We start from the raw sequence: 24,891 nt of genomic DNA on the forward strand, positions 1-24,891 counted from the left end.
GATGGCGCTGACCCAACTCAATTTCGTGCGGGGCGCGCAAGCGCCCAGGGGCTGGCGCCTGGCCTTGCTGGCCGGCGGCCTGCTGGCGCTGGGCGCCGCCGGCGTCGACTGGGTGGTGCAGGCGCGCCACGCCGGCGCGCTCGAAGCGCAGCTGGCGCTGGTGCAGCCGCGCGAAGCGCCGCGCGCGCGCCTGTCGGAAGCCGAGCAGCGCGCCCAGGACCGCCAGTTGGCCATCATCGGCGACGCCGTGCGCCAGCTAAATTTGCCGGTCACGCGCCTGGTGAAGACCGTGCAGGCCCCGGCCGACATCCACGTCGCGCTGCTCGGCATGGACCTCAACAGCAAGCCGGAAGCCGGTGCGCAAGGCAGCAACGCGGCCGGCGGCCTGAAAATCGCGGCCGAAGCCGAAACCGCGGGCGACATGATGAATTACGTCGCCTACCTCAACGAGCAGGCCCTGTTCACCTCCGTGTACCTGGTCAAGCATGAATTGAACGGCGCGGCGCCCAACCGGCCCTACCGTTTTCAACTGGAGGCGCAATGGCAGGACTGAAAATCGCCAGCAGCGGACAGCAGGCGGGCGCACCGTCGCAGCTGGCCGCGCGTATCAGCTGGGAAGCGCGGCGCCACGGCGCACGCCTGGGCTGGGGCGCGCTGGCCGGCGCCTGCGCGCTGGCGCTGGCCGCCCTGTGCGCATGGCAGTCGCAGCGCCTGCAGGCGCGCCGGCACGACCTGGCGCAGCAAATCAGCGCCGCGCGCAGCGCCAAACCGGCGCAGCAGCGGGTGGCGCTGCCGGACGGCGCGCGCCGCGTGGCGGCCTTCTACGCCTACCTGCCGGCGCACGACACGATTCCCGACCTGCTCAAGCAACTGGTCGACGTGGCCGCCAAGAACGGCGTGGTGCTGGCCAAGGCCGACTACAAGGCGCAGGCCGAGGATGGCGCCGCCTTCATGCGCTACCAGATCACGCTGCCGATCAAGGCCGACTACGCCAAGGTGCAGGCGTTCATCGTCGGCGCCCTGCACGCCATGCCGGCCCTGACGCTCGATTCCGTGACATTCAAGCGCGAGCAGATCGACACCGGCGAAGTCGAGGCGCGCGTGCATTTCAACCTGCTGGTCAGGACGGCAGTGGCAAAAGGAGGACGCCGATGAAAAAGATGACGATGGCGGTGGCGCTGGGCGCGACCCTGCTGGCCTGCTATTTCGCGCCCGATGACGATACCGACATGATCGCGCCGGCCCAGGCCCGTACCATCGTGCCGGCGCCGGCCGTGGTGGTGCAGGCGCCGCTGGCCGAGCCGGAGGCGCCGCTGCTGGAAATCCGTCCGCGTGCGCAGGACGAGGAACTGGGCAACGCGTTTGCGCGCCAGAGCTGGCAGGCGCAGGTGGCCGACGCGGTTCCGCTCAAGCCGGCCGAGAGCACCGTCACCAAGCCGGTGCAGGCAAGCGCGCCGGGCAATGCGGGCGGCGCGCCGCAACTGCCGATCCGCCTGCTCGGGCGCTTTCTCGACGATGGCAGGCAGGCTTACTTCCTGCAGGTCGAGGAGCGCAACGTGGTGGCCTATGTGGGCGACAAGATCGACGACAGCTACACCTTCGACAGCGCCGGCGACGACACGCTGACGTTCACGTATCTGCCGCTCCGGAAGCAACAAACACTCGCAGTAGGGGAGATGAATTGAATCACACACTGACGAAGAAACTGGCGGGAACGCCCTTGCGCATGCTCGCACTGGCGCTGGCGCTGAGCGCCTGCGCCGGCCCGCAGACTTTCAAGGAAGGCAAGGCCCTGCTCGAACAGGGACAGATCGAACAGGGCCTGGCCAAGCTGGAACAAGCCGTGCGCCAGGAACCCGGCAACGCCGAATACCGGATTGGCCTGTTAAGCCGCAAGGCCAGCATCATCAATGCCTTCAACACGCGCGCCGAACGGCTGCGCCAGCAGGGCAATTTCGCCGAGGCCGAAAAACTGTCGGCCCAGGTGTTGGCGATCGACCCCGCCAATGTGGTCGCGCAGCAGGGCATGCAGGCCATCGCGCTGGAGCAGCGCCACAAGGAGCTGGTGGCTGGCGCCGAGGCGTCATGGCGGCGCGCCGGCGAGGCCGACCTGGCGCAGGCGCTCGACGCGCTGCGCGTGGTGCTGCAGGAGCGTCCCAACCAGCGCGACGCGCTGGCGCTGAAAAGCCGCATCGCCGACGAACAGGCCAAAAAGGGCGCGGGCGGCGGCAAGCTGGCCGCCGCCTACCGCAAACCGGTGACGCTGGAATTTCGCGACGCGCCGGTGCGCTCGGTGTTCGACTTCCTGGGCAAGGTCTCGGGCCTGAACTTCGTGTTCGACCGCGATGTCGATCCCGCCTTGCGCACCACCATCTCGGTGCGCAATACCAGCCTGGAAGAAGCGATCCGCATGCTGCTGTCGGCCAATCAGCTCGAACAGGTCGTGACCGGCGAGCGCGCCATCACGATCTATCCGAACACCGCGCAAAAGGTGAAGGATTACCAGCAGCTGGTGGTGCGCAGTTTTTACCTGGCCAATGCCGACGCCAAGACCGTCTCGTTCTCGATCAAGACCCTGCTCAAGGCCAAGGACATCGTCACCGACGACCGCCTCGGCATCATCATGATGCGCGACACGCCCGAGATGATCCGCATGGCCGAACGCATCATCGCCATGCAGGACATGGCCGACCCGGAAGTGATGCTCGAAGTCGAGGTGCTGGAAGTGAAACGCACGCGCCTGATGGAGCTGGGCATCCGCTGGCCCGACAAGGCGACCCTGAGCCTGGCCGGCGGGGGCGAATCCCTGTCGCCGCTGACCGTCGCCAGCCTTGGCGGCATCAATCGTGGGAGCATCAACGTCGCCATCGGCAGCGCCACCATCAACGCCAACCAGGTCGACACCGACGGCAATATCCTGGCCAATCCGCGCATTCGCGTGCGCAACAAGGAAAAGGCCAAGATCCACATTGGCGACCGCGTGCCGGTGATCACCGTCACCACCAACAATGGCGTCAGTTCGGAGAGCGTGAACTATCTCGACGTGGGCCTGAAGCTCGACGTCGAGCCGAATGTGAACCTGGACGATGAAGTGGCGATCAAGATCAACCTGGAGGTGAGCACGGTGGTCAAGGAGATCATCAGCAAATTGGGCACGCAGGCTTACCAGATCGGCGCGCGCACGGCGGGCACGGTGCTGCGCCTGAAGGATGGCGAGACCCAGGTGCTGGCGGGCCTGATCAGCGACGAGGACCGGCGCAGCGCCGACAAGCTGCCCGGGTTTGGCGACCTGCCGGTGCTCAAGCGCCTGTTCGGCAGCCAGAAGGACGATACCTCGCGCAGCGAGATCGTGTTGTCGATCACGCCGCGGATCTTGCGCAGCCTGCGCCGGCCGGACCTGACGACCGCGCAGTTCGACTCGGGTACCGAATCGAATGTGGGCGGGCGCGGGCCGGGGCCGGGCGGCGGATCGCCCGCCGCCGGCCCCCAGCAGGGAGTCCAGGCTCCCGAGGCGCCCCCGCCAGTGCAGGCGCCGACGCAGCCGCCAGCGGCGCCTTCGCCCATGACCGGCAGCGATGAAGCGGCGCCGCAGCCGCCCGCCGGCGACAGCCCGCCCGGCACCGGCAAGCCGCCGGGCGCCGATGCGCCGCGCAAGGTGATCCAGTGAAGGCGCGCGGCTTCACCTTCATCGAGCTGATGATCACGCTGGCGATCATGGGGACCTTGGCGGTGGTGGCGGTGCCGATGGCGCAGGTGGCGGTGCAGCGCGAAAAGGAGCGCAGCCTGCGCAGCGCGCTGATCGAAATCCGCGAGGGGCTCGAAGCGTACAAGAAGGCGGCCGACCTTGGCCGCATCAAGATCGCGGTGGGCGACTCGGGCTATCCGAAAAAGCTGGAGGAGCTGGTCGAGGGCGTGCCAGACCAGCTCAGTCCCGCCAAGAAGAACATCTATTTTATGCGACGCCTGCCGCGCGATCCGTTCGCGCCCCAGGACGAGGGACGCGCCGCCGATACCTGGGCCAAGCGCTCGTATGCGTCGCCGCCGGATAATCCGAGCGAGGGCGGGGACGTGTTCGACGTCAGCTCGCGTTCGGCGGGAGTGGGATTGAACGGCGTACCGCACAAGCAGTGGTGAGGAGGATGAACATGAAAAGAAAACACGCGGGATTTACCCTGGTCGAACTGCTGGTGGTGATGGCCATTATCGCGACCTTGCTGACGATTGCCGTGCCGCGCTATTTCGGTTCGGTCGACAAGTCGAAGGAAGTCGCGCTCAAGGAAAACCTGCATGTGCTGCGTCTGGGGATCGACAAATTTTACGGCGACAAGGGCGTGTATCCGGCTTCGCTGAGCGAGCTGGTGACGCACAAGTATTTTCGTTCGGTGCCGGTCGACCCGATCACCGAATCGAGCGTGACGTGGCAGCCGGTGGCCTCCCTCGATCCGGACAAGCCGGGCGTGGCCGACATCCGCAGCGGCGCGCGTGGCAAGACGCGCGAGGGCGTGCCGTATGAGCAGCTGTAAGCGCGCGTACCCGGGCGGGTTCGCGTACATCTGGACCCTGCTGCTGGTGGCCTTCATGGGGGTCGGCAGCAGCATCGCCAGCGAGCTGTATTCGACCTCGGTGCGGCGCGACAAGGAGCGCGAGCTGCTGTTCATCGGCCACGAATTTCGCGCTGCGATTGCGCGCTATCACGACAGCGCGGCGGCCGGGCCGCAGATGTATCCCCTGACCCTGCAAGACCTGATCAAGGACCCGCGCTTCCCGAACGCCAAACGCCACCTGCGGCGCCTGTACGCGGACCCGGTCACCGGCAAGGCCGAATGGGGCCTGATCCGACTTGAGGGCCGCATCGTGGGCGTGCATTCGCTGTCGCAGCGCGCGCCCATGAAGGTCGACAATTTCGACGAACACGACAGCGGCTTTCGCAACAAGGGCCGCTATGCGGACTGGGTGTTCGCGTACCCGCACGATATGTTCATCGCGCCGCAGGAGGGGGAAGACGGCAAGAACGGCGGCCCGCTGCGGATCGGTGTCCTGCCCAAGCCGGGCACGCCGCGCTGAATGCCTAGCGGCGGATCGCGCGAAATGTCAGACTGATGCGTTCGCCGGCATGCGGGTCTTTGGGAATCGCGTGCACCCAGTCCTGCTGCACCTGACCCGACATGTACAGCAGCGAGCCGTTCGGCAGCGGATAGTCGACCCGCAGCGCCGCGTCCAGCTTGTTGCGGTAGGCAATCGCGCGCACGCTGCCGAGCGAGATGATGGCCACGCCGGTGCCGTCGGCGAGGCCATCGGTTTCATCGGAATGAAAACCCATCGACGACCTGCCATCGGGGTAGTAGTTCAGCAGGCAGTTGTTCGGCCGGAAGCCGAGTTCCCCTTCAAGACGTGCGCATAGCGCGTCGAGCAGCGCCGGCATGGGCACCTCAGCGTACGCGATCTGCGCATAGTCATAGCTGGCGCCGAAACTGGCGGTCTTGCGCGCTTTCATGCGCTCGTCCCAGGTGACGGTGCTCATCAGCGCGGCAAAGAGCGCAGCGGGGTCGGCGATAAAAGCGGGGCTGAGGCGGATTGGCGGGACAGGCATCGGTTCGGGTCGGTCACAGTAAGGTGGTCGTGAACTTGATAGCATAAGGAAATGGCACGGCACAGGGCTTGCCCGAGCAGCGCGCGGGTTCATGCATTTCCGTGTGAGGTGAGCGTCGCGATTTGCAGGACCGCGCCTGCGCAGGTCGGCGCCTGTTTCGATGCCGCGCAAGGCAAGTGGGCACGGTTCGTCGACTTGCATGGCCGTCGCAAGCAGCAATGCGGGAAGGGGGTAAGGGGTTCAAGCGAGGCAGCGAGGGCATGTCAGGCTCCTTTATCGACGCCTACCTATGCGAGTGATATACCCGACGAATGGTGGCGCGGAGCGCCGATCTTGCCCGGCTGGCGTGCCGCGTTTCCGGGCGCGAGTGTGTTACTGTCGGCGGATCACCTGACAAGCAATTGTACTCGCTCACTGTCAACCGGAACCTGCACGCCTTGGCAGGACGATGCATTGCGGGCCAAAAAGCAAGTGCCTCAACCCGAGCGTTTCCACCCTCATGAATGCATCAGAACCGAGAAAAACGTATCCGGTGGCGTTCTTTTTTCTCGTCATCGCCATCAGTGCCCCGATGTGGATACTCGGCAGCTTTCTGGATGAGAGTCCGCTGCCGGATAACATTCCCTTGACCGATATAGGCGCGACGCTGAGCCCTGCTATTGCCGCGTGCATATTGATTTACGTTGAGAACGGCTGGCAGGGCGTGCGGGTGTTCGTTCAGCGCCTGTTCGACCACCGCCGCATACAAAAGAGGGGAGCGCTGCTCCTGAGCCTGTTCCTCATGCCCGCTCTTTATGTCATTACCTACGCAGCGCTGCGCATCGCCGGCGTTCCGGTATCGACGCATCTTGACCTGTCCGCTTCCCTGCTGATCGCGTTTGTCATGTTTTCGACAGGTGCGGCCATGGAGGAAATTGCTTACTCGGCCTACGCCACGGATGCATTGCAAAAACGCTTTTCGCCACTCGCTACGGCACTGCTGATTGGTGTGCCATGGGCGCTGTGGCATCTGCCGTCCATGATGAAGATGGGACAATCGCCGCAACTTATCGTCTGGGGACTGCTGGGAACGATTGCATTCCGGGTCATTACTGTGTGGCTCTACAATCATGCCGGTTGTTCCTTGTTCGCAGTCATACTCGCGCACGCGGTTGGCACCACGGCGCGCTCCGCCTTTCCTGGCGGGCGTCATGGCTATGAAGTGGCGGACGGTTCGATCAGTTACGCGGTCATTATTATTGCGGCCCTGTGCGTGGCGTTTTTTTCGAGAAGGGCACGCCACGTCACGCCTGCTTCCATTTCCCGGTGACGGTGCTTGATCGGGGAATTGTATGGGCTCGTGACGTACTGTCGCGGGAATTACGGCGTAATCGCCACCTTCAGGACGCCATCGCGCTGATGCATGAACAGGTCGTAGGCGAGCTCGATCTGGTCGAGCTTGAAGCGGTGCGTGACCATTGGCTGCAAATCGACCCGGCCCGAAGCGACCACGTTCATCAAGCGGCGCATGCGCTCCTTGCCGCCCGGGCATAGGGTGGTGATGATCCTGTGGTCGCCCAATCCAGCCGCAAAGGCATCGAGCGGCAAGCTCAGCTTTCCGGAGTAGACACCGAGGCTGGAGAGCGTGCCGCCCGGCTTGAGCGCACGCAGGCAACTCTCGAACGTTTGCTGCGTTCCGAGCGCTTCAATGGCCACATCCACGCCGCGTCCCCCGGTCAGGCGCATGATCTCGGTCAGCGGATCGGTTTTGGTGTAATCGATGGCGACGTCGGCGCCGAGTTTTCTGGCCGTCTCAAGCCGCGCCGCCACCCCATCGACCGCGATGATCAGGCTGGCGCCCCGGAGCTTCGCACCGGCCGTCGCACACAGGCCGATAGGGCCCTGGGCAAAAATCACCACGGTGTCGCCGATCTTGATGTCGCCGCTCTCGGCGCCGCCAAAACCGGTACTCATGATGTCGGGGCACATCAGTACTTGCTCATCCGTCAGCCCATCCGGAATGGGTTCCAGATTGGACATGGCATGGGGTACCAGCAGATACTCGGCCTGGCAACCATCGATCGTGTTGCCGAATCGCCATCCGCCAGCGGCCTTGCCGCCGCACTGGGCCTGATGGCCATCGAGACAGGGATGACATTGCCCACACGGCGTGATCGCGCCCACAACGACGCGTTGACCCAGCGCGTATCCGGTTACCCCGGCACCCAATTCGGCAATCACGCCGACCGGCTCGTGGCCGATGGTGCGTCCGGGTTCCACCGGAAACTCCCCCTTCAGGATGTGGACATCGGTGCCGCAAATCGTGGTGGTGGTGATCCTGATCACCGCTTCGCCCGGTCCCGCAGTCGGAATCGGCTTGTCTTCAAGCGCTATCTGACCGGGGCGGATAAAAACTGCTGCTTTCATGGTGCGCACAGGTGGCCCTTCAAGCAATTGTTACTTGGATGGTGTCGTCCCGGGAATGGAACGAGACATCAAACCGCAGCGCGGGAGAATAAGCGCTGGGAAGACTATAAAGGTGTGGTTCGAGTGCGTCCGTACGCTGCCGTACCCAGCATCCGTGGCAGCTTGCCTGTACCGGCAGTTCAGCAGGCCCGGATCGGTCACAGCAAGGTGCTCGTGAACTTGATAGCATAAGGGAATGGCATGGCACAGGGCTTGCCCGAGCAGCGCGCGGGTTTATACTTTTCCTTCATGGCAACGAAGGCCGCCAGTTTTGTCGTGTATGGGTTGGGTGACAGATACACATCCGCCGATTGGGCATTGCCTTCGCTGTCCACCATGACCACCATGGTCAACAGGCCGAAGGCCGGGTCGCGCGCATTGATCTTCTGGATCGCGCCAAGCACGTTGCCGTTGCCGAGCAGCGGGTACGGCGGTTCGTCCGCCGGATCGAGCAAGGGATACCAGCCGCGCACGACGGCCCGTTCCTGCTCGCTCAGCTGTTCGTATGAGGCCTTGAACGGTACCTTGCCTCCTGTGACCACCTTGTGCGGGATGTGCGTGCCCAGGCGTGGCCCTTCCGACTTGAGATCGTGTTCCCTGGACGGCTCGGGCGGCGTCTTGGCCGCTGCGCTCACCTTGCCCGGTTCGCCGTCGACCGGCTGGCTGGCCACCACCGCGCCGACCCGGCGCCCGCTCGAGTACAGCGCCACGCCATTGCCGTTCGGCCGGTCGTTCTTCCATTCGCCGTCATAGCTTCCGCCCAGGGTGTACACGATCGCGCCCTTGCCTTCGCGCTTGCCGGCTTTCCATTGGCCCTTGTAGCGGTCGCCGACCTGGTTGACCGAGGTGCCGGTGCCGTCGCGCAGGCCGTCGCGGAATTCGCCCCCGTATTCATGGCCCGGGTAGTACCTCAGGTACCCTTTGCCATGCGGCCGGCCGGCTTCGAGCATGCCTTCGTAGCGCCAGGTGTTGACGTCGCTGGTGCGTTTTTCGATCACGCCCACGCCATGCGCATAGCCGTCCTTGCACGGCCCCTGCCAGCGCATGTCGTCGCCCGCCGCCGCATCGGGCAGGGCCAGTTTGCACGCTTCCTCGCTGCGCACCGTCAAGGGCAGCAGCAGGGACAGGAGCAGGGGAAGCATCAGGACGCGCGTGGACGCACGGGGTGAAACCGGCATGTGGCGCTTTCATGGCAAGCAGTGGGTGTGAACCACCAAGCGTATCAGAGCGCGCGCACCTTGCGTGACATAAAAGTGTAGGCCAGGGCCTCGCCGTCGATGCGGAACATGTCGGCGATTTCGCCGGTCTGCACGAAACCGCAGCGCGCGTACAACTGGCGTGCCGGCAGGTTCACCGACAACACTTCCAGGTCGATCCAGTCGAGCCCCGCCTCGCCGCCGGCCCAGGCGGCAGCCACGTCGATCAGACGGGCCCCCAGGCCCTGCTTGCGGGCGTCGCGGTGCACACCCATGCCGAGCAGCGCGCGGTGCGTGGAGGCGCCTTCAGGCCGTGCACGCAGGTCGATGTGGCCGGCGATGCCGCCCTGCGCATCGAGCGCCAGCCACAGGCGCCGCCAGCCGGGCTGCCCGAGGGCGGTCGCGGTGGCGCTGCGAAAGGCGCTTTCGCGCTCGGGACCAAAGCGCGAGGCGGTGCGCGCCATCGGCATGAACAGCGCCGTGGCGCCGCTGCCGTTGTCGCGCAGGTGATCGTTCAGGTAGGCGAAAAAGGCGTCCAGGTCCTCGCTGGCCGCCGCCCGGATGATCGTACCGCCCGCCATGCCTTACAGCGCCCGCGCGATCAGGATTTTCTGGATGTCGCTGGTGCCTTCGTAGATCTGGCAGACGCGCACGTCGCGGTAGATGCGTTCGACCGGGAAGTCGCTCACGTAGCCGTAGCCGCCGTGCACCTGGATCGCATCCGAGCAAACCCGTTCCGCCATTTCGGAGGCGAACAGCTTGGCCATCGCGGCTTCCTTCAGGCACGGCAGGCCGGCATCCTTCATCGACGCTGCGTGGCGGATCAGCTGGCGCGCGGCCTCGATCTGGGTGGCCATCTCGGACAGCTTGAACTGCACCGACTGGTGCTCGAAAATCGGTTTGCCGAAGCTTTCGCGGTCGCGCGCATACACCAGCGCCGCCTCGAACGCGGCGCGCGCCATGCCGACCGCCTGCGACGCGATGCCGATGCGCCCGCCCTCAAGGCCCGACAGGGCGATCTTGTAGCCCTGGCCTTCTTCGCCAATCAGGTTGGCGGCCGGGATGCGGCAGTTCTCGAACAGGATCTGCGCGGTGTCCGACGAGTGCTGGCCCATCTTCTGTTCCAGGCCGGCCACGATGTAGCCCGGCGTCGCCGTCGGCACCCAGAATGCGCTGATGCCCTTCTTGCCGGCCGCCTTGTCGGTGACCGCCATGACGATCGCCACGTCGGCGTATTTGCCGCTGGTGATGAACTGCTTGGTGCCGTTCAAAACGTAGTGGTCGCCGTCGCGCGTGGCGGTGGTGCGCAGCGCCGAAGCATCGCTGCCGGTATGCGGTTCGGTCAGCGCGAACGCGCCCAGCATCTTGCCTTGCGCGAGGGGGCGCAGCCACTGCTCTTTTTGGGCGTCGTTCGCATACATCATGGCGATGCTGCACACCGGGCAGTTGTTGACCGAAATGATGGTCGAGGTGCCGCCGTCGCCGGCCGCGATTTCTTCGAGCACCAGCGCCAGCGAGACGTAATCGAGGCCGGCGCCGCCCAGTTCTTCGGGCACCGCCACGCCGAAGGCGCCCAGTGCGGCCAGTTCCTTCAGTTCGTCCTTGGGAAAATAGTGCTCCTTGTCCCAGCGCGCGGCGTTGGGCGCAAGGCGCTCCTGCGAAAAGGTGCGCAGGGCGTCGCGGATCATCTGGTGTTCTTCGGTCAGTATCATAGGTTTCGCTAAGTTGGGCTTACCAGGAAATTGGTGTGCCGTCGTAATTGAGGAAGGCGCCATTGGCCGCCGCATTCAGGCTGGCCAGGGTGGCGCGCAGGCCGGCCGCGCTTTGTTCGACCGTGATGTCAGCGTCGGCGCCGCCCATCTCGGTCTGGACCCAGCCGGGGTGAAACGCCACGCAGGTTGCGCCCTTGGGGCCGAAGCGGATGCTGGTGTCGACCAGCACCGAGTTCAGGGCCGCCTTGCTGGCGCGGTACAGGGTGCCGGACGCGCTGCTGCGCGCGTCCATCGATGCCATGCGCGAGGAGATCACGGCCAGCTTGCCGCGTGCCTCGGCCACCATCGGCGCGATCACGGGCAGCAGGCGCAGCGCCGCCAGCACGTTGGTGTGCATGACCGCGTCGAAGTCGGCCTGGGTGGGAAAACCATCGTGGCGCGGACCGTACACGCCGGCGTTGAGGAACGCGGCGTCGAGCAGTTCGCCGTCCAGGTTCCAGCCCAGCGCGGCGATGGAGTCGGCGCTGGTGACGTCGAGCTGGTACGGATGTACGCCCATGGCGCCAAGGGCCGTGCAATCTTCGCTTTTGCGGGCGGTGGCGATCACGCGCCAGCCGTCGGCCAGGTACTGGCGCACCAGTTCGCGGCCGATGCCGCGCGAGGCGCCGATGATGAGTGCAGTGGGCATTGAGTTTCTGGGTTGGGATTCGGGTAAATGCGAGCCTGCCGTTAACCTCAGCTCCGTCGTTCCTGGCAGTGCCAGGAACGACGGAGCTAAGGCTAGCGGTTATTGATTACATCATCTCGAACGCCATCGCGGTCGCTTCGCCGCCGCCGATGCACAGCGAGGCCACGCCGCGCTTGCCGCCGGTTTTCTTCAGGGCGCCCAGCAGGGTGACGATGATGCGCGCGCCGGATGCGCCGATCGGGTGGCCCAGCGCACAGGCGCCGCCGTGGATGTTGACCTTGTCGTGCGGGATGTCGAGTTCGTGCATTGCCGCCATCGGCACCGCTGCGAAGGCTTCGTTGATCTCGTACAGGTCCACTTCGGATGGCTTCCAGCCGGTCTTGGCGAACAGCTTTTGCAGCGCGCCGATGGGGGCCGTGGTGAACAGGTTCGGTTCCTGCGCAAACGTGGAATGGCCGACGATGCGGGCGATCGGGGTCAGGCCCAGTTCACGCGCTTTCGATTCGCGCATCAGCACCAGTGCGGCGGCGCCGTCGTTGATCGACGACGACGAGGCGGCGGTAATCGTGCCATCCTTTTTGAAGGCGGGCTTCAAGGCCGGGATTTTATCCAGCTTGGCCTTGGCCGGGCCTTCATCCTTGTCGATCACGGAATCGCCGGCGCGGGTGGTGACGGTGACGGGCGCGATTTCCCACTTGAAGTAGCCTTCGTTGTTGGCTTCCTGCGCGCGCTTGACCGAGGCGATCGCAAACGCATCCTGCGCTTCGCGGGTGAACGCATACTTGGCCACGCATTCTTCGGCGAAGGTGCCCATGGAACGGCCTTCGCCGGTCTTCTCGTTGCGCGAGTAGGCGTCTTCCAGGCCGTCGTACATCATGTGGTCGAACATCATGCCGTGGCCGATGCGGTAGCCGCCGCGCGCTTTCGGAATCAGGTAAGGCGCGTTGGTCATCGATTCCATGCCGCCGGCGACGACGATGTCGGCGCTGCCCGCGAGCAGGCTGTCATGCGCGAAAATGGCCGCCTGCATGGCCGAGCCGCACATCTTGGACAGGGTCACCGCGCCGCTTGATAACGGCAAGCCGCCTTTGATGGCCGCCTGGCGCGCCGGAGCCTGGCCCTGGCCTGCCATCAGGCAGTTGCCGAAGTAGACGTGTTCGACCAGCTTGGCATCGACGCCGGAACGCTCGACCGCCGCGGCGATTGCCACGGCGCCCAGGTCGCTGGCGGACTTGGAAGAAAAATCGCCCTGGAACGCGCCCATGGGTGTGCGGGCGGCGCCGACGATAACGACTGGATCATTCATTGTGTAAGTTCTCCAAATAAGATGGGGTATAAACCGCCGGGTTATCGGCGGACGACTGGTTGCAGAACCGGATCTGCTGCGGATACGGGAACACGTCTTCGATGTGGCCGTCCATGATGCGCTGCTTGCGCGACTGCCAGAAATCCCTGGTCAGCAAATCCGCGTGGTGCTTCATGAAATACAGGCGAATTTTCGCGTTGCCCAGCAAAAATGCGCCGAACTGCTCGGGGAAAACGTCGTGCTTGCCGATCGAATACCACGGTTCGGCCGACATTTCATCTTCTTCATTGCGCGGTTCCGGAATATTGCGGAAATTGCAGTCGGTGATGTATTCGATTTCGTCGTAATCGTAGAACACCACCCGGCCGTGGCGGGTGACGCCGAAGTTTTTGTACAGCATGTCGCCGGGGAAGATATTCGCCGCCACCAGTTCCTTGATGGCATTGCCGTATTCGAGCACGCCGTGTTCGATCAGCGCATCGTTGCCGGCCACTTCCGCCTTGTTCAGGAAAATATTGAGCGGCACCATGCGCCGTTCGATATACAGGTGGCGGATGATGATGCGGTCGCCTTCGTACTCGACCAGCGACGGTGCGTGATGCATCAGCTCGGCGATCAGTTCTTCCGAGAAGCGTTCCAGCGGGAACGCCACGTTTGAATATTCCAGGGTATCGGCCATGCGGCCCACGCGGTCGTGGTTCTTGACCAGCAGGTATTTTTCCTTGATCTGGGCGCGCGTGGTTTCCTTGGGCGCCGGGAAGAAATCCTTGATGACCTTGAATACGTAGGGGAACGAGGGCAGCGCGAACACCAGCATCACCAGGCCCTTGATGCCGGGCGCGATCTCGAAGCGGTCGGCGGTGTGTTTCAGGTGTTGCAGGTAGTCGCGGTAGAACAGCGTCTTGCCCTGCTTTTGCAGGCCGAGGATGGTGTAGATCTCGCTCCTCGGCTTGCGTGGCAGCAGGCTGCGCAGGAACTGCACGTAGGCCGACGGCACTTCCATGTCCACCAGGAAGTAGGCGCGCGTGAACGAAAACAGGATGGTGATCTGTTCGTGGTCGAACAGCACCGTGTCGAGGATCAGTTCGCCATGGCGGTTGTGCAGGATCGGCACGATGAACGGGTATTCGCGGTTGCCGTTGATGCCCTTGCCGACGATGTAGGCGCCCTTGTTGCGGAAAAACAGGCTCGACAGCACCTGGATCTGGTGGTTCGGTTCCAGCGCTTCGCTGCCGAAGATCTGCTTGAGGCGGCCTTCGACCAGGGCGATGTCGCGGTCGAGGTTGGCGAACTTGCAGTTGAGCTGGAAATTCGTGACGATGCGCTTGAGCGCAAAGCGCAAGCCATCCTTGGCCGGGTAGTACACGCGGTAGGTCGGCAGCAGTTCGTCGGTTTCGATGTATTCGGTGGACACCACCGGGCGCACGAAGATGAAGTCGTTGTGGAAATAGGTGCGGTGCAGAATGTTGCAGCAGACCGAGTTGAAGAAGGTTTCCGCCAGCTCGGGCTGCTTGTGGCCGGACAGCATGCCAATGTAGTGCAGCTTGAGTTCGCGCCAGACTTCGTCGGTCAGTTCGCCGTTGTCGTATTCATCTTCGAGCGCTTGCACGCATTCCTGTACGCGCTGGTCGTAGAAACCGATGCGCTCGCGCGCCGCCTGCTGGGCCACGGCCCAGGAACCGGTTTCGAAATGGCGCTTGGCGACCTGGCTGGTCTGGCGGAACAGGCGGTAGTGCTTGTCGAAACCGTCGAGGATGGTGCGGGCGATGTCGAAAGCAATCTGCGAAGACAGCAGCTTGGGGAACGCAACTTGTGTCATCTGGCTTCTCGATCAGTCTTTTGTGGGAAGACTATTCTATATGGTCGCGTCGTTACAGCCGTGCCCGCAGCGTCACCAGCTACTTGGTCTCGGCAAACAGTTCGCGGCCGATCAGCATGCGGCGGATTTCGCTGGTGCCTGCGCCGATTTCGTAGAGCTTCGCATCGCGCCACAGACGTCCGACCGGATACTCGTTGATATAACCATTGCCGCCCAGTGTTTGAATCGCTTCGCCCGCCATCCAGGTGGCTTTCTCGGCGCTGTACAGGATCGCGCCGGCGGCATCCTTGCGCAGGTTGCGGATCGCTTCCGGCGTCTTGGCGCGGTCGCATGCCTGGCCCACGGCGTACACATACGCCTTGCACGCCATCATGGTCGAGTACATATCGGCCAGTTTGCCCTGCATGAGCTGGAATTCGCCGATCGGCTGGCCGAACTGCTTGCGGTCGTGCACGTACGGCACCACCGCATCCATGCAGGCCGCCATGATGCCCAGCGGTCCGCCCGAGAGCACGGTGCGCTCGAAATCGAGGCCCGACATCAGTACATTGACGCCCTTGCCCAGGCCGCCCAGCACGTTTTCGGCCGGCACTTCGCAATCCTGGAACACCAGTTCGCCCGTGTGCGAGCCGCGCATGCCCAGCTTGTCGAGCTTTTGCGCGATCGAGAAACCCTTGTAGCCTTTTTCGATGATGAAGGCCGTCATGCCGCGCGGGCCGGCTTCCAGGTCGTTCTTGGCGTACACCACCAGCACGTCGGCGTCGGGGCCATTGGTGATCCACATCTTGGTGCCGTTGAGCACCCAGCGGTCGCCCTTGAAGTCGGCGCGCAGCTTCATGCTGACCACATCCGATCCTGCATTCGGCTCCGACATGGCCAGGGCCCCAATGTACTCGCCGGAAATGAGCTTGGGCAGGTACTTCATCTTCTGTTCTTCGGTGCCGTTGCGCTTGATCTGGTTGACGCACAGATTCGAGTGGGCGCCGTACGACAGGCCGACCGAGGCCGACGCGCGCGAGATTTCTTCCATCGCCACGATGTGGGCCAGGTAGCCCATCTGGGCGCCGCCGTACTGTTCGTCGACAGTGATGCCGAGCACGCCCAGGTCGCCCATCTTGCGCCACAAGTCCATCGGGAACTGGTCGCTGCGGTCGATTTCCGCCGCGCGGGGAGCGATCTCTACCGTGGCGAATTGTTGAACTGCTTCGCGCAGCGCGGCGATGTCTTCGCCATGGTCAAAGGTCAAGCCTGGAAGATGCAGCATGGTGTCGTCCTCGCGGGGTCGGAATGGGAAGACTTCATCATACGCATGTTTGACGTTAACGTAAACGTCAAGCAGTCGCGCTTTTTTGCGGCCTCAGGCGTTGGCGGTGGTTTCGGCCAGCATGCGGCGGCATTCTTCTTCATGGGCGGCAATTTCGGCCAGGGCCATGTCGATATCCTCGCGCTGGCGCTCCAGCGTTTCGCGCTGGTGGGCCAGCACGCCGAGGAAGCGGTTCATCTGGGCCGCGGTATCCTTGGGCGACTCGTACATGTCGACGATGCTCTTGATTTCCGACAGCGTCAGGCCGAGGCGCTTGCCGCGCAGGGTCAGCTTGAGATGGGTGCGGTCGCGCGCCGTGTAGACCCGGTTGCGTCCGCCCACGCCCTCGCGGCTGGGGCGCAGCAAGCCCTGGTCTTCGTAGAAGCGGATGGCGCGCGCGGTAATGTCGAATTCGCGCGCCAGTTCGGCGATGGTATAGGTACGTAGGGACATCAATGGCTCATCAACTAATAAGAAGCGGCGGTGGGAGGAGACGGCGCGGAAATCGCCTGCGCGAATGTGCGGATTAACTTCCGTTTACGTCAACGTCAACCTATTGTAGCGTGCCTGCCGCCATCCTGACCGCGAAAAATGCCGACCCCCGCCTTGCCAGCGGCAGCCCTGCCGATGCTCCGCAGCCGCGTTTGCGCCGGATTGCTACACCGGACTCATGGGCTTGCGTCTGATCCAGCACAAACCGCGTCATCGTGCGCGGGGGAGGCTGCGCAGGCGCGATCTACACTGGCTTTCTCGACCAGGTGACTGTTCCCGCCGTCCGGATGGCGAAAATCATTGCTCCTAAATCAATGTTTCTCCACGCCCGCCGACGCATCCCGGACCCATGCAATGCCTGCCAAATTGTTACATCCGGAAGGCAACTTGTCACAATTGGTCTCAACCGTGAAGAGACTGACTTTCATGCCGTTGCGTGAAATAGTGCCACCCATGAATTCATCCAACGAACGGGAAAGCTTTAGTGAACGCCTGCAGCAGGCACTAAAGAACGCCCATTACTCACCCGACAGTCCCACACGCTTGGCGCGGGAATTTAACATCCGCTTCGATGGACGGCCGATTACGGTCCACGCTGCCCGCAAATGGCTGGTGGGAGAGGCGATTCCCACACAAGAGAAGCTGCGCATGATCGCGCAATGGCTGGGCGTGCCGGCGGAATGGTTGCGCTTTGGCGGCGAGGAAAGTACCGCCGCCAACGGCGACGGCGCGGCCGGTTTATCGCGTTTTGAATCGGCCGACGTGAAATTAATCGCCGATTTACAGCGTCTGGACGAGCATCATCGGCAAATTGCGCGCGAATTCATTCGCATGCTGGTACGCATTAATTACCAAAAGTAGCTATTTAGCGCCTATATCGGCAATTCCAGCGTTGATATATATCTATTCCTGTCATGCCGAAACGCCCGATTTGGGGCGCATGGCGGACCACGGGCGCCTTGCGCGCCGCGTTGCACCTCTACCTCACCCCTGGCCTCTACAAACTCGACGGATCTTTATGATTTGTCATGATAAGGCCATAAAATTCATGCACAATGGTCAGAGCACGGGTAAAGTTTCCTGGTGGAATGCATATATATTGTGCCGCACAAAACCGGAATAGTGGCTCATAATCGCAGCAGCACTTGCAGTCTTGTCATCCCGTTATGTACCAAGCCGAGGATTCAGCCGCCTTATGAAAAGTAACTACAGCAACACCGCGCAACTCAAGGACCTGATGACCGTTCCCCCGATGACTGCGGCGCAGCATGCGGAAGTGATGCGCAAGCGCATCCAGCATCGCCGCATGGTCGAGGAAGCCAAGGAATTGAAAAAGGCCGACAGCTGGCAGTTCGACAAGCGCTGAGCACTTCCCGCGCCAGGCGGCGCCGGCGCCAGGCTGGCGCGGCTGCCTGCACGCCTCAGCTGTCCGCTTGCGTGTCCGAAGCGGCTTTCATGCCCGCCCAGCGCGGCGCCAGCGTGTGCACCACGCCAAACAGGTCCATGACCCGTCCCACCGTATGATCGACCATGGCGTCGATGCTGTCCGGCTTGTGATAAAAGCTCGGCAGCGGTGGAAAGATCACTCCCCCCATTTCCGTTACCGCCGTCATATTGCGCAGGTGCGCCAGGTTGAACGGGGTTTCGCGCACCATCAGCACCAGCCGGCGGCGCTCCTTGAGCACCACATCGGCGGCGCGCGCGATCAGGTTGTCGGACAGGCCCAGGGCCACGGCGGCCAGGGTTTTCATCGAGCAGGGCGCGATCACCATGCCGTCGGACTGGAACGAGCCGCTGGCGATCGAGGCGCCCACATCGCGGTTCTTGTGCACCACATGGGCCAGCGCCTCGACCTCGCGGCGCTGCATGCCCAGTTCCTGGTGCAGGGTCAGGACGGCGGCGTCGGAGACGATCAGGTGGGTTTCGATGCCTTGTGCGGCAGCCAGTTGCTGGAGCAGGCGCACGCCGTACACGGCGCCGGTGGCGCCGGTGATGGCGACAACCAGGCGCCGCGCAGGAGCATCAGGCATCGAGCAGGGCTTTGAGTTCGCCGGACTCGAACATTTCATTCATGATATCGGAACCGCCGATGAATTCGCCCTTGACATAGAGCTGGGGAATGGTCGGCCAGTTCGAGAAGTCCTTGATGCCCTGGCGCACTTCCGGATCTTCCAGCACGTTGACGGTGGCGATGTTCTCGACGCCGCAGGCTTTCAGGATCTGGATGGCACGGCCGGAAAAGCCGCATTGCGGGAACTGCGCGGTTCCCTTCATGAACAGCACCACGGGGGTGGCGGTTACGGTTTCTTTGATCCAGGTTTTTACGTCGCTCATGGCTTGCCTCGGTGGGAAATAGGTTAGATACCGCCATTTTATAAGAAAACGGCGGGGGGCGGACGTTTGGGGACCGGCGGCGTTCGATGTAGGTGGCGGCTAGTTACTTTGGCGTAGGAAGTGAAAAAGAAGGCGGCTAGTCCGCTTTCAGCAATTTGCCCAGGCAAACCGCATCATCGCGCCCCACGTATTTACCGTAATTGGGAATCGTGGCGTAACCGTGTTTTTCATAGAAACCCACCGCGCGCGTATTGACCTTGCGCGTTTCCAGCCACAGCTGGCGGTAGCCGAACCCCTGCGCCGCCTGCTCCAGGTGCGCCAGCAAGGCCGCGCCAACACCGCTGGCACCGGGGCGCGCGAACATGCGCTTGAGCTCGCCCACGTCGCCATCGAGCGGGCGCAGTGCCGCGCAGCCGAGCAGTTGCCCGGCCGCGCCGCGCGCCACCACGAACAGCGAGCGTGCCACCCGGGCATCGTCGGCCGAGAACGAGGCCTTGCCGCTGTCGCCCGTGATGGCCGCCAGCGCCGCCGACAGTTTCTCGACCAGGATGCGGGCATCAAGGCTGTCCGGATCGCAGGCGGCGATGGCGATCATGGATGGCTTACCCGCGCAGCTTGGCGAAGGCCGCCGCCATGCTGCCGCCGGCCGGCGCCGGCGCGCGGTCCTGCTTCTGCTGGTGCTGCGCCAGGCGCTTGCCGTCGGTGCGGTCGCCGCGCTGCTCGGGCTTGGAGCCGGCTTGCGGCGCGCTGTCGGTCAGGCGCATGGTCAGGGCGATGCGCTTGCGCTTCTCGTCCACTTCCAGCACCTTCACGCGCACCACCTGGCCAGCCTTGACCACCGTGTGCGGGTCCTTCACAAAGGTGTTCGACAGCGCCGAGATGTGCACCAGTCCATCCTGGTGCACGCCGATGTCGACAAACGCGCCAAAGGCGGCCACGTTGGTCACCACGCCCTCCAAAATCATGTCCGGGCGCAGGTCGCGGATCTCTTCCACGCCTTCCTTGAAGGTGGCGGTGGTGAACTCGGGGCGCGGATCGCGGCCCGGCTTTTCCAGCTCCTTGAGGATGTCGGTAATGGTCGGCACGCCGAATTTTTCATCCGCGTACCTGGCCGGGTTGAGCGTCTTGAGGAGCGAGGCGTCGCCGATGACGGCCTTCATCTCCTTCTTGATATCGGCCAGGATTTTTTCCACCAGCGGATACGATTCCGGGTGCACCGCCGAGGCGTCGAGCGGATTGGCGCCGCCCATCACGCGCAGGAAGCCGGCCGCCTGCTCGAAGGTCTTGTCGCCCAGGCGCGGCACCGCTTTCAGGTCCGCGCGCGAGGTGAAGGCGCCTTTCAGGTCGCGGTAGGTCACGATGGCCTGCGCCACGCTGGAGGACAGGCCGGATACGCGCGCCAGCAGCGGCGCCGAGGCGGTGTTGACGTCCACTCCGACCGCGTTCACGCAATCTTCGACAACGGCGTCGAGCGAGCGCGCCAACTGGGTCTGGCTGACGTCGTGCTGGTACTGGCCCACGCCGATCGACTTGGGATCGATCTTCACCAGTTCGGCCAGCGGGTCTTGCAGGCGGCGTGCGATCGACACCGCGCCGCGCAGCGACACGTCCATGTCGGGCAGTTCGCGCGAGGCGAATTCGGATGCCGAGTAGACCGAGGCGCCGGCTTCCGAGACGACGATCTTGGTCAGCTTGAGTTCCGCGCGCTGCTTGATCAGGTCCTGTGCCAGCTTGTCGGTTTCGCGCGAGGCGGTGCCGTTGCCGATCGAGATCAGCGACACATTGTGTTTCGCGGCCAGCGCGCCGAGCACGTGCAGCGAGCCGTCCCAGTCGTTGCGCGGCTGGTGCGGATAGATGACGGCGGTGTCGACCACCTTGCCGGTGGCGTCGACCACGGCTACCTTGACGCCGGTGCGCAGCCCAGGGTCCAGGCCCATGGTGGCGCGCGGGCCGGCCGGTGCGGCCAGCAGCAGCGCTTTCAGGTTCAGTGCGAACACGTTGATGGCATCGAGTTCTGCGCGTTCGCGCAGGGCGCCCATCAGCTCCGTTTCGAGGTGCATGAAGCTCTTCACGCGCCAGGTCCAGCGGGCCGTGTCGGCCAGCCATTTGTCGGCCGGGCGGCCCAGGTTCTTGATGCCGAAGCGCGCGGCGATGCGGCCTTCGCAGGGGTTGTGCGGCGCGTCCCATTTCGGCTTTTCGGCTTCGGTGTCGAGGCGCAGGATCACGTCCAGCATGCCTTCGCGGCGCCCGCGCAAGAGGGCCAGCGCACGGTGCGAGGGCACGGTGGAAATGGTCTCGGAGTAGTCGAAGTAATCGGCGAATTTTTCGCCTTCATCCTGCTTGCCCTCGACGACTTTCGATTCGACGATGCCGTGTTCGCGCACGTATTCGCGCAGCGATTGCAAGAGGGTCGCGTCTTCGGCGAAGCGCTCCATCAGGATCTGGCGCGCGCCGTCCAGCGCGGCCTTGGTGTCCACCACGCCGGGGTTGTTGCCGTCGTCGCTGGTGAAGGCCTCGCGCAGGTAGTTGGCGGCTTCTTCTTCCGGCGCGATGGTCGGGTCGCCCAGCAGGTTATCGGCCAGGGGCGCCAGGCCCGCTTCGATCGCGATCTGCGCCTTGGTGCGGCGCTTTTGCTTGTAGGGCAGGTAAAGGTCTTCCAGCCGGGTCTTGTCTTCGGCGTGGGTGACGGCGTCGAGCAGGGCCGGCGTCATCTTGTTCTGTTCGGTGATCGACGAGATGATCGCGGCGCGCCGGTCTTCCAGCTCGCGCAGGTAGCGCAGGCGTTCTTCCAGCAGGCGCAACTGGATATCGTCCAGCCCGCCGGTCGCTTCCTTGCGGTAGCGCGCGATGAAGGGAACGGTGGCACCCTCATCCAGCAGGGCAATGGCGGCGGCAACCTGGACAGGTTTTGCGGCAAGTTCTATGGCGAGGCGTTGTTCGATAGTTGGGAGCATGGGTGAACATCCTGGTGAGTCAAGCACGGAATGATACGCAATCGCGGCGAATGCGCCAGTCTTGACAGTGCTCGAACGGTGTGCAGGGCGGCCGCTGGTGTGGCCGGTTGATACTGCGCAGTGTACATTGCCTCTCTCGTCATGTTTGTCAGCTTAAATAACGATGGAAAAATTGCGTCAGTATTTTCTTGAACTTCAATCGACATTACCGGCAGATGGGCCGGGTTTCAGTGCCCTTGTGCTACAGGAAAATGCGGTGGTATGCGAGCTGCATCACGGGTTGGCTTCCTTGGAACTGGCGGTGCCGCTGTCGGGAAAGTCGGCCTATTATCTGGCGTCGGAATCGAAGCAGTTTACGGCGGCCTGCGTGCTGGCGCTGGTGCGCGCCGGGCGGATTGGGCTCGATGACGATGTGTGCCTGCATCTGCCGGAACTGGCGCGGATGGAACAGGCGTTCCCGTTACGTTCGCTGCTCAATCACACCAGCGGCATTCCCGATTATTTTCAGTTTTTGGCGTGCCAGCTGGGCCGGAACGAGGCCGATTATTTTAACAATGCGCTGATCCTGAAACTGATTGCCTGTGTCGATACGGTCGTTTTTCCGACCGGGACGGCGTACGGTTACAGCAACAGCAATTACATCCTGCTTGCGGCCTTGATTGAACGCTTGAGTGGCTTGTCCACGGCGCGTTTTGCGCGCGAGACCTTATTCGAGCCATTGGGTATCGAGCGCATGGGTTTTGACGACGACCGCAGCAATGTGCTTGCGCATCGCGTGTTCAGTTACGAGGCCGATGCGGCGCGGCCGCGCGGATTCAAGCAGCATCTCGGCAATGCGAACACGGTCGGCGATGGCGGCGTGTATGCCAGCACCGATGAACTGGTGCTATGGGAGCGCGAATGGCATCGCCAGTGGGCCGATCGCGGGAGTATGATGCATGCGATGCTGCAGCCATCACCGATGGTGGATGGAACAGTACCGCCGTATCGTTTCGGGCTGGAGCTCATCGAGCGCAGTGGCACTGATGTGGTTTTTCACAGCGGCGGCTTGTGGGGCTTTAATACGCTGCTGATGCGGGTGCCTGCGCTGCGTTTGTCGGTAATCTGTCTGGCCAACTGCGACAGCGCGGAACCGGACATGGAGCGCATGCTGGCGTGAGGCTCCGTCGCTAGTACTACAGTTGTATATTTCTACCTCGGCGCTTGTAGTGGCAGACTCTGGCCAATGCCTGATGCCGCCGTCGCCAGAGAGACCACCCAATGACGGCGATCAGATCTGGTACATAGTTCCATGCAAGGTGGCACAAGAGTTCTGTGTCGACCGTTTCATCGAACAGCAGGCGCTGTTCGCCTGCGAGCGCTTCGCTGGCCTTGCCGTAACGAATCCGCCGATAGTAGGCCAGTTCGTGCGTCAGCGCAGTGATCTTGAAGTCCTTCTCGGCGAGATTGGTCTGCTGCTGCGCGAACAATGCCTGAAGCTGAGCCTGTCGGCAGCGCTGGGTCGATATCGGTGGCGGCGAGTGCGTGAAGCGGGTTCATGCCGTGCAGTTTACAGGGCATGCCCCACGTTTAAAAGCAAACAGCCTACGTCCTCACAGCCGCCACTGATGCACACAGGCGCTGCCGGTCCACAACGGTTACCAGACACTGCCATTGCTCGGCGCTCATCTGCCAACATGAATTCGATAAGGTCTGTGGCAGCATGGGAATCGAGCACCGCTTGGCACCGCCATGTCACCCGCAAACAAACGGCGTGGTCGAACGCTTCAACGGTCGCATTAGCGAACTGCTGCAACAGACCCGATTCAACAGCCGGGCCGACCTCGAGACGACCTTGCTCAACTATCTGAAGCAATACAACCACCACATTCCGCAGCGTGCCATTGGTTCCAAAACGCCGATTCAGGCGCTCAAGGAATGGCAGCACAACAAACCTGAGTTATTTGTTAAACGCGTTTATGACCAGACGAGACTTCACACGCCTCCATCATCCCCCCTCCAAGCCCACGCGCGCGTGCAGGACCAAAAAACCAGACTCCCAAATATGCTGCAACCCGTGGCGAGGATCGCCAGCCCGATGGTATTTCGTAAAACCAACATGGAAAAATTAGTTTTTGAAACCAAGTACGCCGCAATTAATAAATACGAAACCATGCCTATTCCAAAGCCGCAGGCCAGATATGCCTTCAAACTATTAATATTTCTCTTGCGTAGGGCGAAATACGTGGGGATGCCAAAAAATAACGCAGCCAAATATGAAAATATAGTAAGTACCTTCGCCGTCGATAGAGCTTCATTTTCTAATCCACGCGACAAAAGAAACATTGAAATGGCGCACACCGGTGCACCTGGGGCCACTAGAAAAGCAATGGCAACGCGCCATCGCCTCTCTCTATCGCCAATTTTATTGGCACCCACAAGCCTTCTTTCCATTTTCTATCAGGTTGTACCATTCGTCATTAATCTGATCTCTGATAAAGCGGGCAGTGTTCTTACTCTGAAGGTCCCCCAATCCTTCGCCAAAATTATTCGCATCTGTACCGGACACGGTGCGCGCCACATATCCTGGGAATAAATGGTGGCCCGGCTGAGTAACGTTAACAACCACCTGATTGCCTGCGCTATCGCTAGTCAGATAACTTTTTACGGGGTTCTCCACACCTAATGTTAGATACGGTTCCGGTGTTGCGTTATTAGGGGTTCCGTTTTGCGTAGCAGGATTGGGATTTCCCGGCGTTGGGTGATTCTTTACATAATCCTCCATGCATTTGCGACTCCCCGAATACGGCTTGGATTTATTGTAGTAGTGATATGCCCCGCCGTCTAGCGAATCTATTACACTAGGCCAGCCTGGAGGCCGAGGAAATGTGATGAAGGGCCCCCCTGGAACGTCACAGAAGACCCGATTACCATAAGCGTTACATTTAAGCCCTGTGGGATCATAGCCTGAAACTGGGTTTCCCCCGACGTAACCATAGGTATTAATGCCACCGCCCATCCCAATTGGATCGCTCTGCAGATAACGTCCAGTCTGCGGATCATAGTCGCGATG

General features: G+C 62.7%; 28 protein-coding genes and 1 pseudogene. 12 read left to right on the top strand and 17 right to left on the bottom strand.

Features of this window, described 5'->3' with window-relative positions; all coding sequences use genetic code 11:
* Position 1: 1 nt before the first annotated feature.
* The 7 genes from PO883_RS18215 to PO883_RS18245 are packed head-to-tail and all read left to right on the top strand — an operon-like array spanning position 2 to position 5,064.
* Positions 2-553: a hypothetical protein gene (locus PO883_RS18215; protein ID WP_289311028.1), complete on the top strand. Its 552-nt coding sequence runs from the start codon at positions 2-4 to the stop codon at positions 551-553.
* Entirely contained in the window at positions 541-1,155 is a 615-nt protein-coding gene (pilO, locus tag PO883_RS18220) for a type 4a pilus biogenesis protein PilO (protein WP_289311029.1), read from the top strand. The genes PO883_RS18215 and pilO overlap by 13 nt, the downstream gene beginning before the upstream one ends.
* Entirely contained in the window at positions 1,152-1,685 is a 534-nt protein-coding gene (locus PO883_RS18225) for a hypothetical protein (protein ID WP_289311030.1), read from the top strand. The genes pilO and PO883_RS18225 overlap by 4 nt, the downstream gene beginning before the upstream one ends.
* The gene (locus PO883_RS18230) at positions 1,682-3,667 is read left to right on the top strand and encodes a secretin and TonB N-terminal domain-containing protein (protein ID WP_289311031.1); all 1,986 of its coding nucleotides are present in this window, start codon (positions 1,682-1,684) and stop codon (positions 3,665-3,667) included. Before PO883_RS18225 ends, PO883_RS18230 begins: the two co-directional genes overlap by 4 nt.
* Positions 3,664-4,134: a type II secretion system protein gene (locus PO883_RS18235; protein WP_289311032.1), complete on the top strand. Its 471-nt coding sequence runs from the start codon at positions 3,664-3,666 to the stop codon at positions 4,132-4,134. The genes PO883_RS18230 and PO883_RS18235 overlap by 4 nt, the downstream gene beginning before the upstream one ends.
* 5 nt (positions 4,135-4,139) lie before the next feature.
* A complete protein-coding gene (locus PO883_RS18240; RefSeq protein WP_373890081.1) occupies positions 4,140-4,523 on the top strand; it encodes a type IV pilin protein in 384 nt (127 codons plus the stop codon).
* The gene (locus PO883_RS18245) at positions 4,510-5,064 is read left to right on the top strand and encodes a type II secretion system protein (protein WP_289311034.1); all 555 of its coding nucleotides are present in this window, start codon (positions 4,510-4,512) and stop codon (positions 5,062-5,064) included. The genes PO883_RS18240 and PO883_RS18245 overlap by 14 nt, the downstream gene beginning before the upstream one ends.
* Before the next feature lie 4 nt (positions 5,065-5,068).
* Here the strand turns inward: PO883_RS18245 and PO883_RS18250 are convergent, their stop codons facing one another.
* Positions 5,069-5,590 (bottom strand): alpha-ketoglutarate-dependent dioxygenase AlkB, encoded by a 522-nt coding sequence (locus PO883_RS18250; protein WP_289311035.1) that lies wholly within the window; start codon positions 5,588-5,590, stop codon positions 5,069-5,071.
* 499 nt (positions 5,591-6,089) lie between these two features.
* Here PO883_RS18250 and PO883_RS18255 point away from each other — a divergent pair, with 499 nt between their 5' ends.
* A complete protein-coding gene (locus tag PO883_RS18255) occupies positions 6,090-6,899 on the top strand; it encodes a CPBP family intramembrane glutamic endopeptidase (protein WP_289311036.1) in 810 nt (269 codons plus the stop codon).
* 50 nt (positions 6,900-6,949) lie between these two features.
* Here the strand turns inward: PO883_RS18255 and PO883_RS18260 are convergent, their stop codons facing one another.
* The 9 genes from PO883_RS18260 to PO883_RS18300 all read right to left on the bottom strand — a co-directional run bounded on the left by PO883_RS18260 (position 6,950) and on the right by PO883_RS18300 (position 16,512).
* A complete protein-coding gene (locus PO883_RS18260; protein ID WP_289311037.1) occupies positions 6,950-7,996 on the bottom strand; it encodes an NAD(P)-dependent alcohol dehydrogenase in 1,047 nt (348 codons plus the stop codon).
* Between the two features lie 197 nt (positions 7,997-8,193).
* Positions 8,194-9,177 carry an MORN repeat-containing protein gene (locus PO883_RS18265; protein ID WP_289311038.1) on the bottom strand — a complete coding sequence of 328 codons (984 nt, stop codon included), beginning with the start codon at positions 9,175-9,177 and terminating at the stop codon, positions 8,194-8,196.
* 80 nt (positions 9,178-9,257) lie between these two features.
* Positions 9,258-9,812 carry a GNAT family N-acetyltransferase gene (locus tag PO883_RS18270; protein ID WP_289311039.1) on the bottom strand — a complete coding sequence of 185 codons (555 nt, stop codon included), beginning with the start codon at positions 9,810-9,812 and terminating at the stop codon, positions 9,258-9,260.
* 3 nt (positions 9,813-9,815) lie between these two features.
* Entirely contained in the window at positions 9,816-10,943 is a 1,128-nt protein-coding gene (locus PO883_RS18275; RefSeq protein WP_289311040.1) for an acyl-CoA dehydrogenase family protein, read from the bottom strand.
* A gap of 19 nt (positions 10,944-10,962) precedes the next feature.
* The gene (locus tag PO883_RS18280; protein ID WP_289311041.1) at positions 10,963-11,631 is read right to left on the bottom strand and encodes an SDR family oxidoreductase; all 669 of its coding nucleotides are present in this window, start codon (positions 11,629-11,631) and stop codon (positions 10,963-10,965) included.
* A gap of 106 nt (positions 11,632-11,737) precedes the next feature.
* Entirely contained in the window at positions 11,738-12,937 is a 1,200-nt protein-coding gene (locus PO883_RS18285) for an acetyl-CoA C-acyltransferase (protein ID WP_289311042.1), read from the bottom strand.
* On the bottom strand, positions 12,930-14,756 hold the full coding sequence (aceK, locus tag PO883_RS18290) for a bifunctional isocitrate dehydrogenase kinase/phosphatase (protein ID WP_289311043.1): 1,827 nt from the start codon (positions 14,754-14,756) through the stop codon (positions 12,930-12,932). Before aceK ends, PO883_RS18285 begins: the two co-directional genes overlap by 8 nt.
* A 79-nt stretch (positions 14,757-14,835) precedes the next feature.
* On the bottom strand, positions 14,836-16,020 hold the full coding sequence (locus tag PO883_RS18295; RefSeq protein ID WP_289311044.1) for an isovaleryl-CoA dehydrogenase: 1,185 nt from the start codon (positions 16,018-16,020) through the stop codon (positions 14,836-14,838).
* A gap of 93 nt (positions 16,021-16,113) precedes the next feature.
* A complete protein-coding gene (locus PO883_RS18300) occupies positions 16,114-16,512 on the bottom strand; it encodes a MerR family DNA-binding transcriptional regulator (RefSeq protein WP_054265287.1) in 399 nt (132 codons plus the stop codon).
* A 492-nt stretch (positions 16,513-17,004) separates the two neighbouring features.
* On the opposite strand from PO883_RS18300, the gene PO883_RS18305 reads away from it, so the two are divergent.
* Positions 17,005-17,412: a hypothetical protein gene (locus tag PO883_RS18305; protein WP_373890082.1), complete on the top strand. Its 408-nt coding sequence runs from the start codon at positions 17,005-17,007 to the stop codon at positions 17,410-17,412.
* 334 nt (positions 17,413-17,746) lie between these two features.
* Positions 17,747-17,917, top strand: coding sequence for a hypothetical protein (locus tag PO883_RS18310; protein ID WP_167086010.1), 171 nt, complete (start codon positions 17,747-17,749; stop codon positions 17,915-17,917).
* 55 nt (positions 17,918-17,972) lie between these two features.
* Here the strand turns inward: PO883_RS18310 and PO883_RS18315 are convergent, their stop codons facing one another.
* The 4 genes from PO883_RS18315 to PO883_RS18330 form a co-directional block, all read right to left on the bottom strand.
* Complete coding sequence (locus PO883_RS18315) at positions 17,973-18,581, bottom strand: UbiX family flavin prenyltransferase (protein WP_289311046.1); 609 nt, start codon at positions 18,579-18,581, stop codon at positions 17,973-17,975.
* Entirely contained in the window at positions 18,574-18,885 is a 312-nt protein-coding gene (gene grxD / locus PO883_RS18320; protein WP_099873017.1) for a Grx4 family monothiol glutaredoxin, read from the bottom strand. The genes PO883_RS18315 and grxD overlap by 8 nt, the downstream gene beginning before the upstream one ends.
* 136 nt (positions 18,886-19,021) lie before the next feature.
* Entirely contained in the window at positions 19,022-19,480 is a 459-nt protein-coding gene (locus PO883_RS18325; RefSeq protein WP_289311047.1) for a GNAT family N-acetyltransferase, read from the bottom strand.
* A 7-nt stretch (positions 19,481-19,487) separates the two neighbouring features.
* Positions 19,488-21,839, bottom strand: coding sequence for a Tex family protein (locus PO883_RS18330; protein WP_289311048.1), 2,352 nt, complete (start codon positions 21,837-21,839; stop codon positions 19,488-19,490).
* A 163-nt stretch (positions 21,840-22,002) separates the two neighbouring features.
* Here PO883_RS18330 and PO883_RS18335 point away from each other — a divergent pair, with 163 nt between their 5' ends.
* Positions 22,003-22,998, top strand: a complete 996-nt coding sequence (locus PO883_RS18335; protein ID WP_289311049.1) for a serine hydrolase — start codon at positions 22,003-22,005, stop codon at positions 22,996-22,998.
* Positions 22,999-23,014: 16 nt separating this feature from the next.
* Here PO883_RS18335 and PO883_RS18340 read toward each other — a convergent pair whose 3' ends face one another.
* Entirely contained in the window at positions 23,015-23,308 is a 294-nt protein-coding gene (locus tag PO883_RS18340; RefSeq protein ID WP_289311050.1) for a transposase, read from the bottom strand.
* Positions 23,309-23,514: 206 nt separating this feature from the next.
* Here PO883_RS18340 and PO883_RS18345 point away from each other — a divergent pair.
* Positions 23,515-23,814, top strand: a pseudogene (locus PO883_RS18345) (integrase core domain-containing protein); the annotation flags it as partial.
* On the opposite strand, the gene PO883_RS18350 reads toward PO883_RS18345, so the two are convergent.
* The gene (locus PO883_RS18350; RefSeq protein ID WP_289311051.1) at positions 23,814-24,257 is read right to left on the bottom strand and encodes a hypothetical protein; all 444 of its coding nucleotides are present in this window, start codon (positions 24,255-24,257) and stop codon (positions 23,814-23,816) included. The pseudogene PO883_RS18345 and the gene PO883_RS18350 sit on opposite strands and share 1 nt — an antisense overlap.
* Positions 24,244-24,891 (bottom strand): RHS repeat-associated core domain-containing protein (locus PO883_RS34910; RefSeq protein WP_308605940.1); only part of this gene is annotated, 648 nt, incomplete at its 5' end. The genes PO883_RS34910 and PO883_RS18350, both read right to left, overlap by 14 nt.

The organism is Massilia sp. DJPM01 (genome assembly GCF_030348125.1).
GTDB classification, from domain to species: Bacteria; Pseudomonadota; Gammaproteobacteria; order Burkholderiales; family Burkholderiaceae_D; genus Telluria_A; species Telluria_A frigida.

Bases quoted from the DNA above. Each gene is read 5' to 3' on its own strand.
- PO883_RS18245 (WP_289311034.1), top strand. From the start codon at position 4,510: ATGAGCAGCTGTAAGCGCGCGTACCCGGGCGGGTTCGCGTACATCTGG.
- grxD (WP_099873017.1), bottom strand. From the start codon at position 18,885: ATGAGCGACGTAAAAACCTGGATCAAAGAAACCGTAACCGCCACCCCC.
- PO883_RS18325 (WP_289311047.1), bottom strand. From the start codon at position 19,480: ATGATCGCCATCGCCGCCTGCGATCCGGACAGCCTTGATGCCCGCATC.
- PO883_RS18305 (WP_373890082.1), top strand. From the start codon at position 17,005: ATGAATTCATCCAACGAACGGGAAAGCTTTAGTGAACGCCTGCAGCAG.
- PO883_RS18335 (WP_289311049.1), top strand. From the start codon at position 22,003: ATGGAAAAATTGCGTCAGTATTTTCTTGAACTTCAATCGACATTACCG.
- PO883_RS18270 (WP_289311039.1), bottom strand. From the start codon at position 9,812: ATGGCGGGCGGTACGATCATCCGGGCGGCGGCCAGCGAGGACCTGGAC.
- PO883_RS18330 (WP_289311048.1), bottom strand. From the start codon at position 21,839: ATGCTCCCAACTATCGAACAACGCCTCGCCATAGAACTTGCCGCAAAA.
- PO883_RS18285 (WP_289311042.1), bottom strand. From the start codon at position 12,937: ATGAATGATCCAGTCGTTATCGTCGGCGCCGCCCGCACACCCATGGGC.
- PO883_RS18295 (WP_289311044.1), bottom strand. From the start codon at position 16,020: ATGCTGCATCTTCCAGGCTTGACCTTTGACCATGGCGAAGACATCGCC.
- PO883_RS18255 (WP_289311036.1), top strand. From the start codon at position 6,090: ATGAATGCATCAGAACCGAGAAAAACGTATCCGGTGGCGTTCTTTTTT.
- PO883_RS18265 (WP_289311038.1), bottom strand. From the start codon at position 9,177: ATGCTTCCCCTGCTCCTGTCCCTGCTGCTGCCCTTGACGGTGCGCAGC.
- PO883_RS18260 (WP_289311037.1), bottom strand. From the start codon at position 7,996: ATGAAAGCAGCAGTTTTTATCCGCCCCGGTCAGATAGCGCTTGAAGAC.
- PO883_RS18300 (WP_054265287.1), bottom strand. From the start codon at position 16,512: ATGTCCCTACGTACCTATACCATCGCCGAACTGGCGCGCGAATTCGAC.
- PO883_RS18315 (WP_289311046.1), bottom strand. From the start codon at position 18,581: ATGCCTGATGCTCCTGCGCGGCGCCTGGTTGTCGCCATCACCGGCGCC.
- PO883_RS18310 (WP_167086010.1), top strand. From the start codon at position 17,747: ATGAAAAGTAACTACAGCAACACCGCGCAACTCAAGGACCTGATGACC.
- aceK (WP_289311043.1), bottom strand. From the start codon at position 14,756: ATGACACAAGTTGCGTTCCCCAAGCTGCTGTCTTCGCAGATTGCTTTC.
- pilO (WP_289311029.1), top strand. From the start codon at position 541: ATGGCAGGACTGAAAATCGCCAGCAGCGGACAGCAGGCGGGCGCACCG.
- PO883_RS18280 (WP_289311041.1), bottom strand. From the start codon at position 11,631: ATGCCCACTGCACTCATCATCGGCGCCTCGCGCGGCATCGGCCGCGAA.
- PO883_RS18225 (WP_289311030.1), top strand. From the start codon at position 1,152: ATGAAAAAGATGACGATGGCGGTGGCGCTGGGCGCGACCCTGCTGGCC.
- PO883_RS18215 (WP_289311028.1), top strand. From the start codon at position 2: ATGGCGCTGACCCAACTCAATTTCGTGCGGGGCGCGCAAGCGCCCAGG.
- PO883_RS18250 (WP_289311035.1), bottom strand. From the start codon at position 5,590: ATGCCTGTCCCGCCAATCCGCCTCAGCCCCGCTTTTATCGCCGACCCC.
- PO883_RS18240 (WP_373890081.1), top strand. From the start codon at position 4,140: ATGAACATGAAAAGAAAACACGCGGGATTTACCCTGGTCGAACTGCTG.
- PO883_RS18275 (WP_289311040.1), bottom strand. From the start codon at position 10,943: ATGATACTGACCGAAGAACACCAGATGATCCGCGACGCCCTGCGCACC.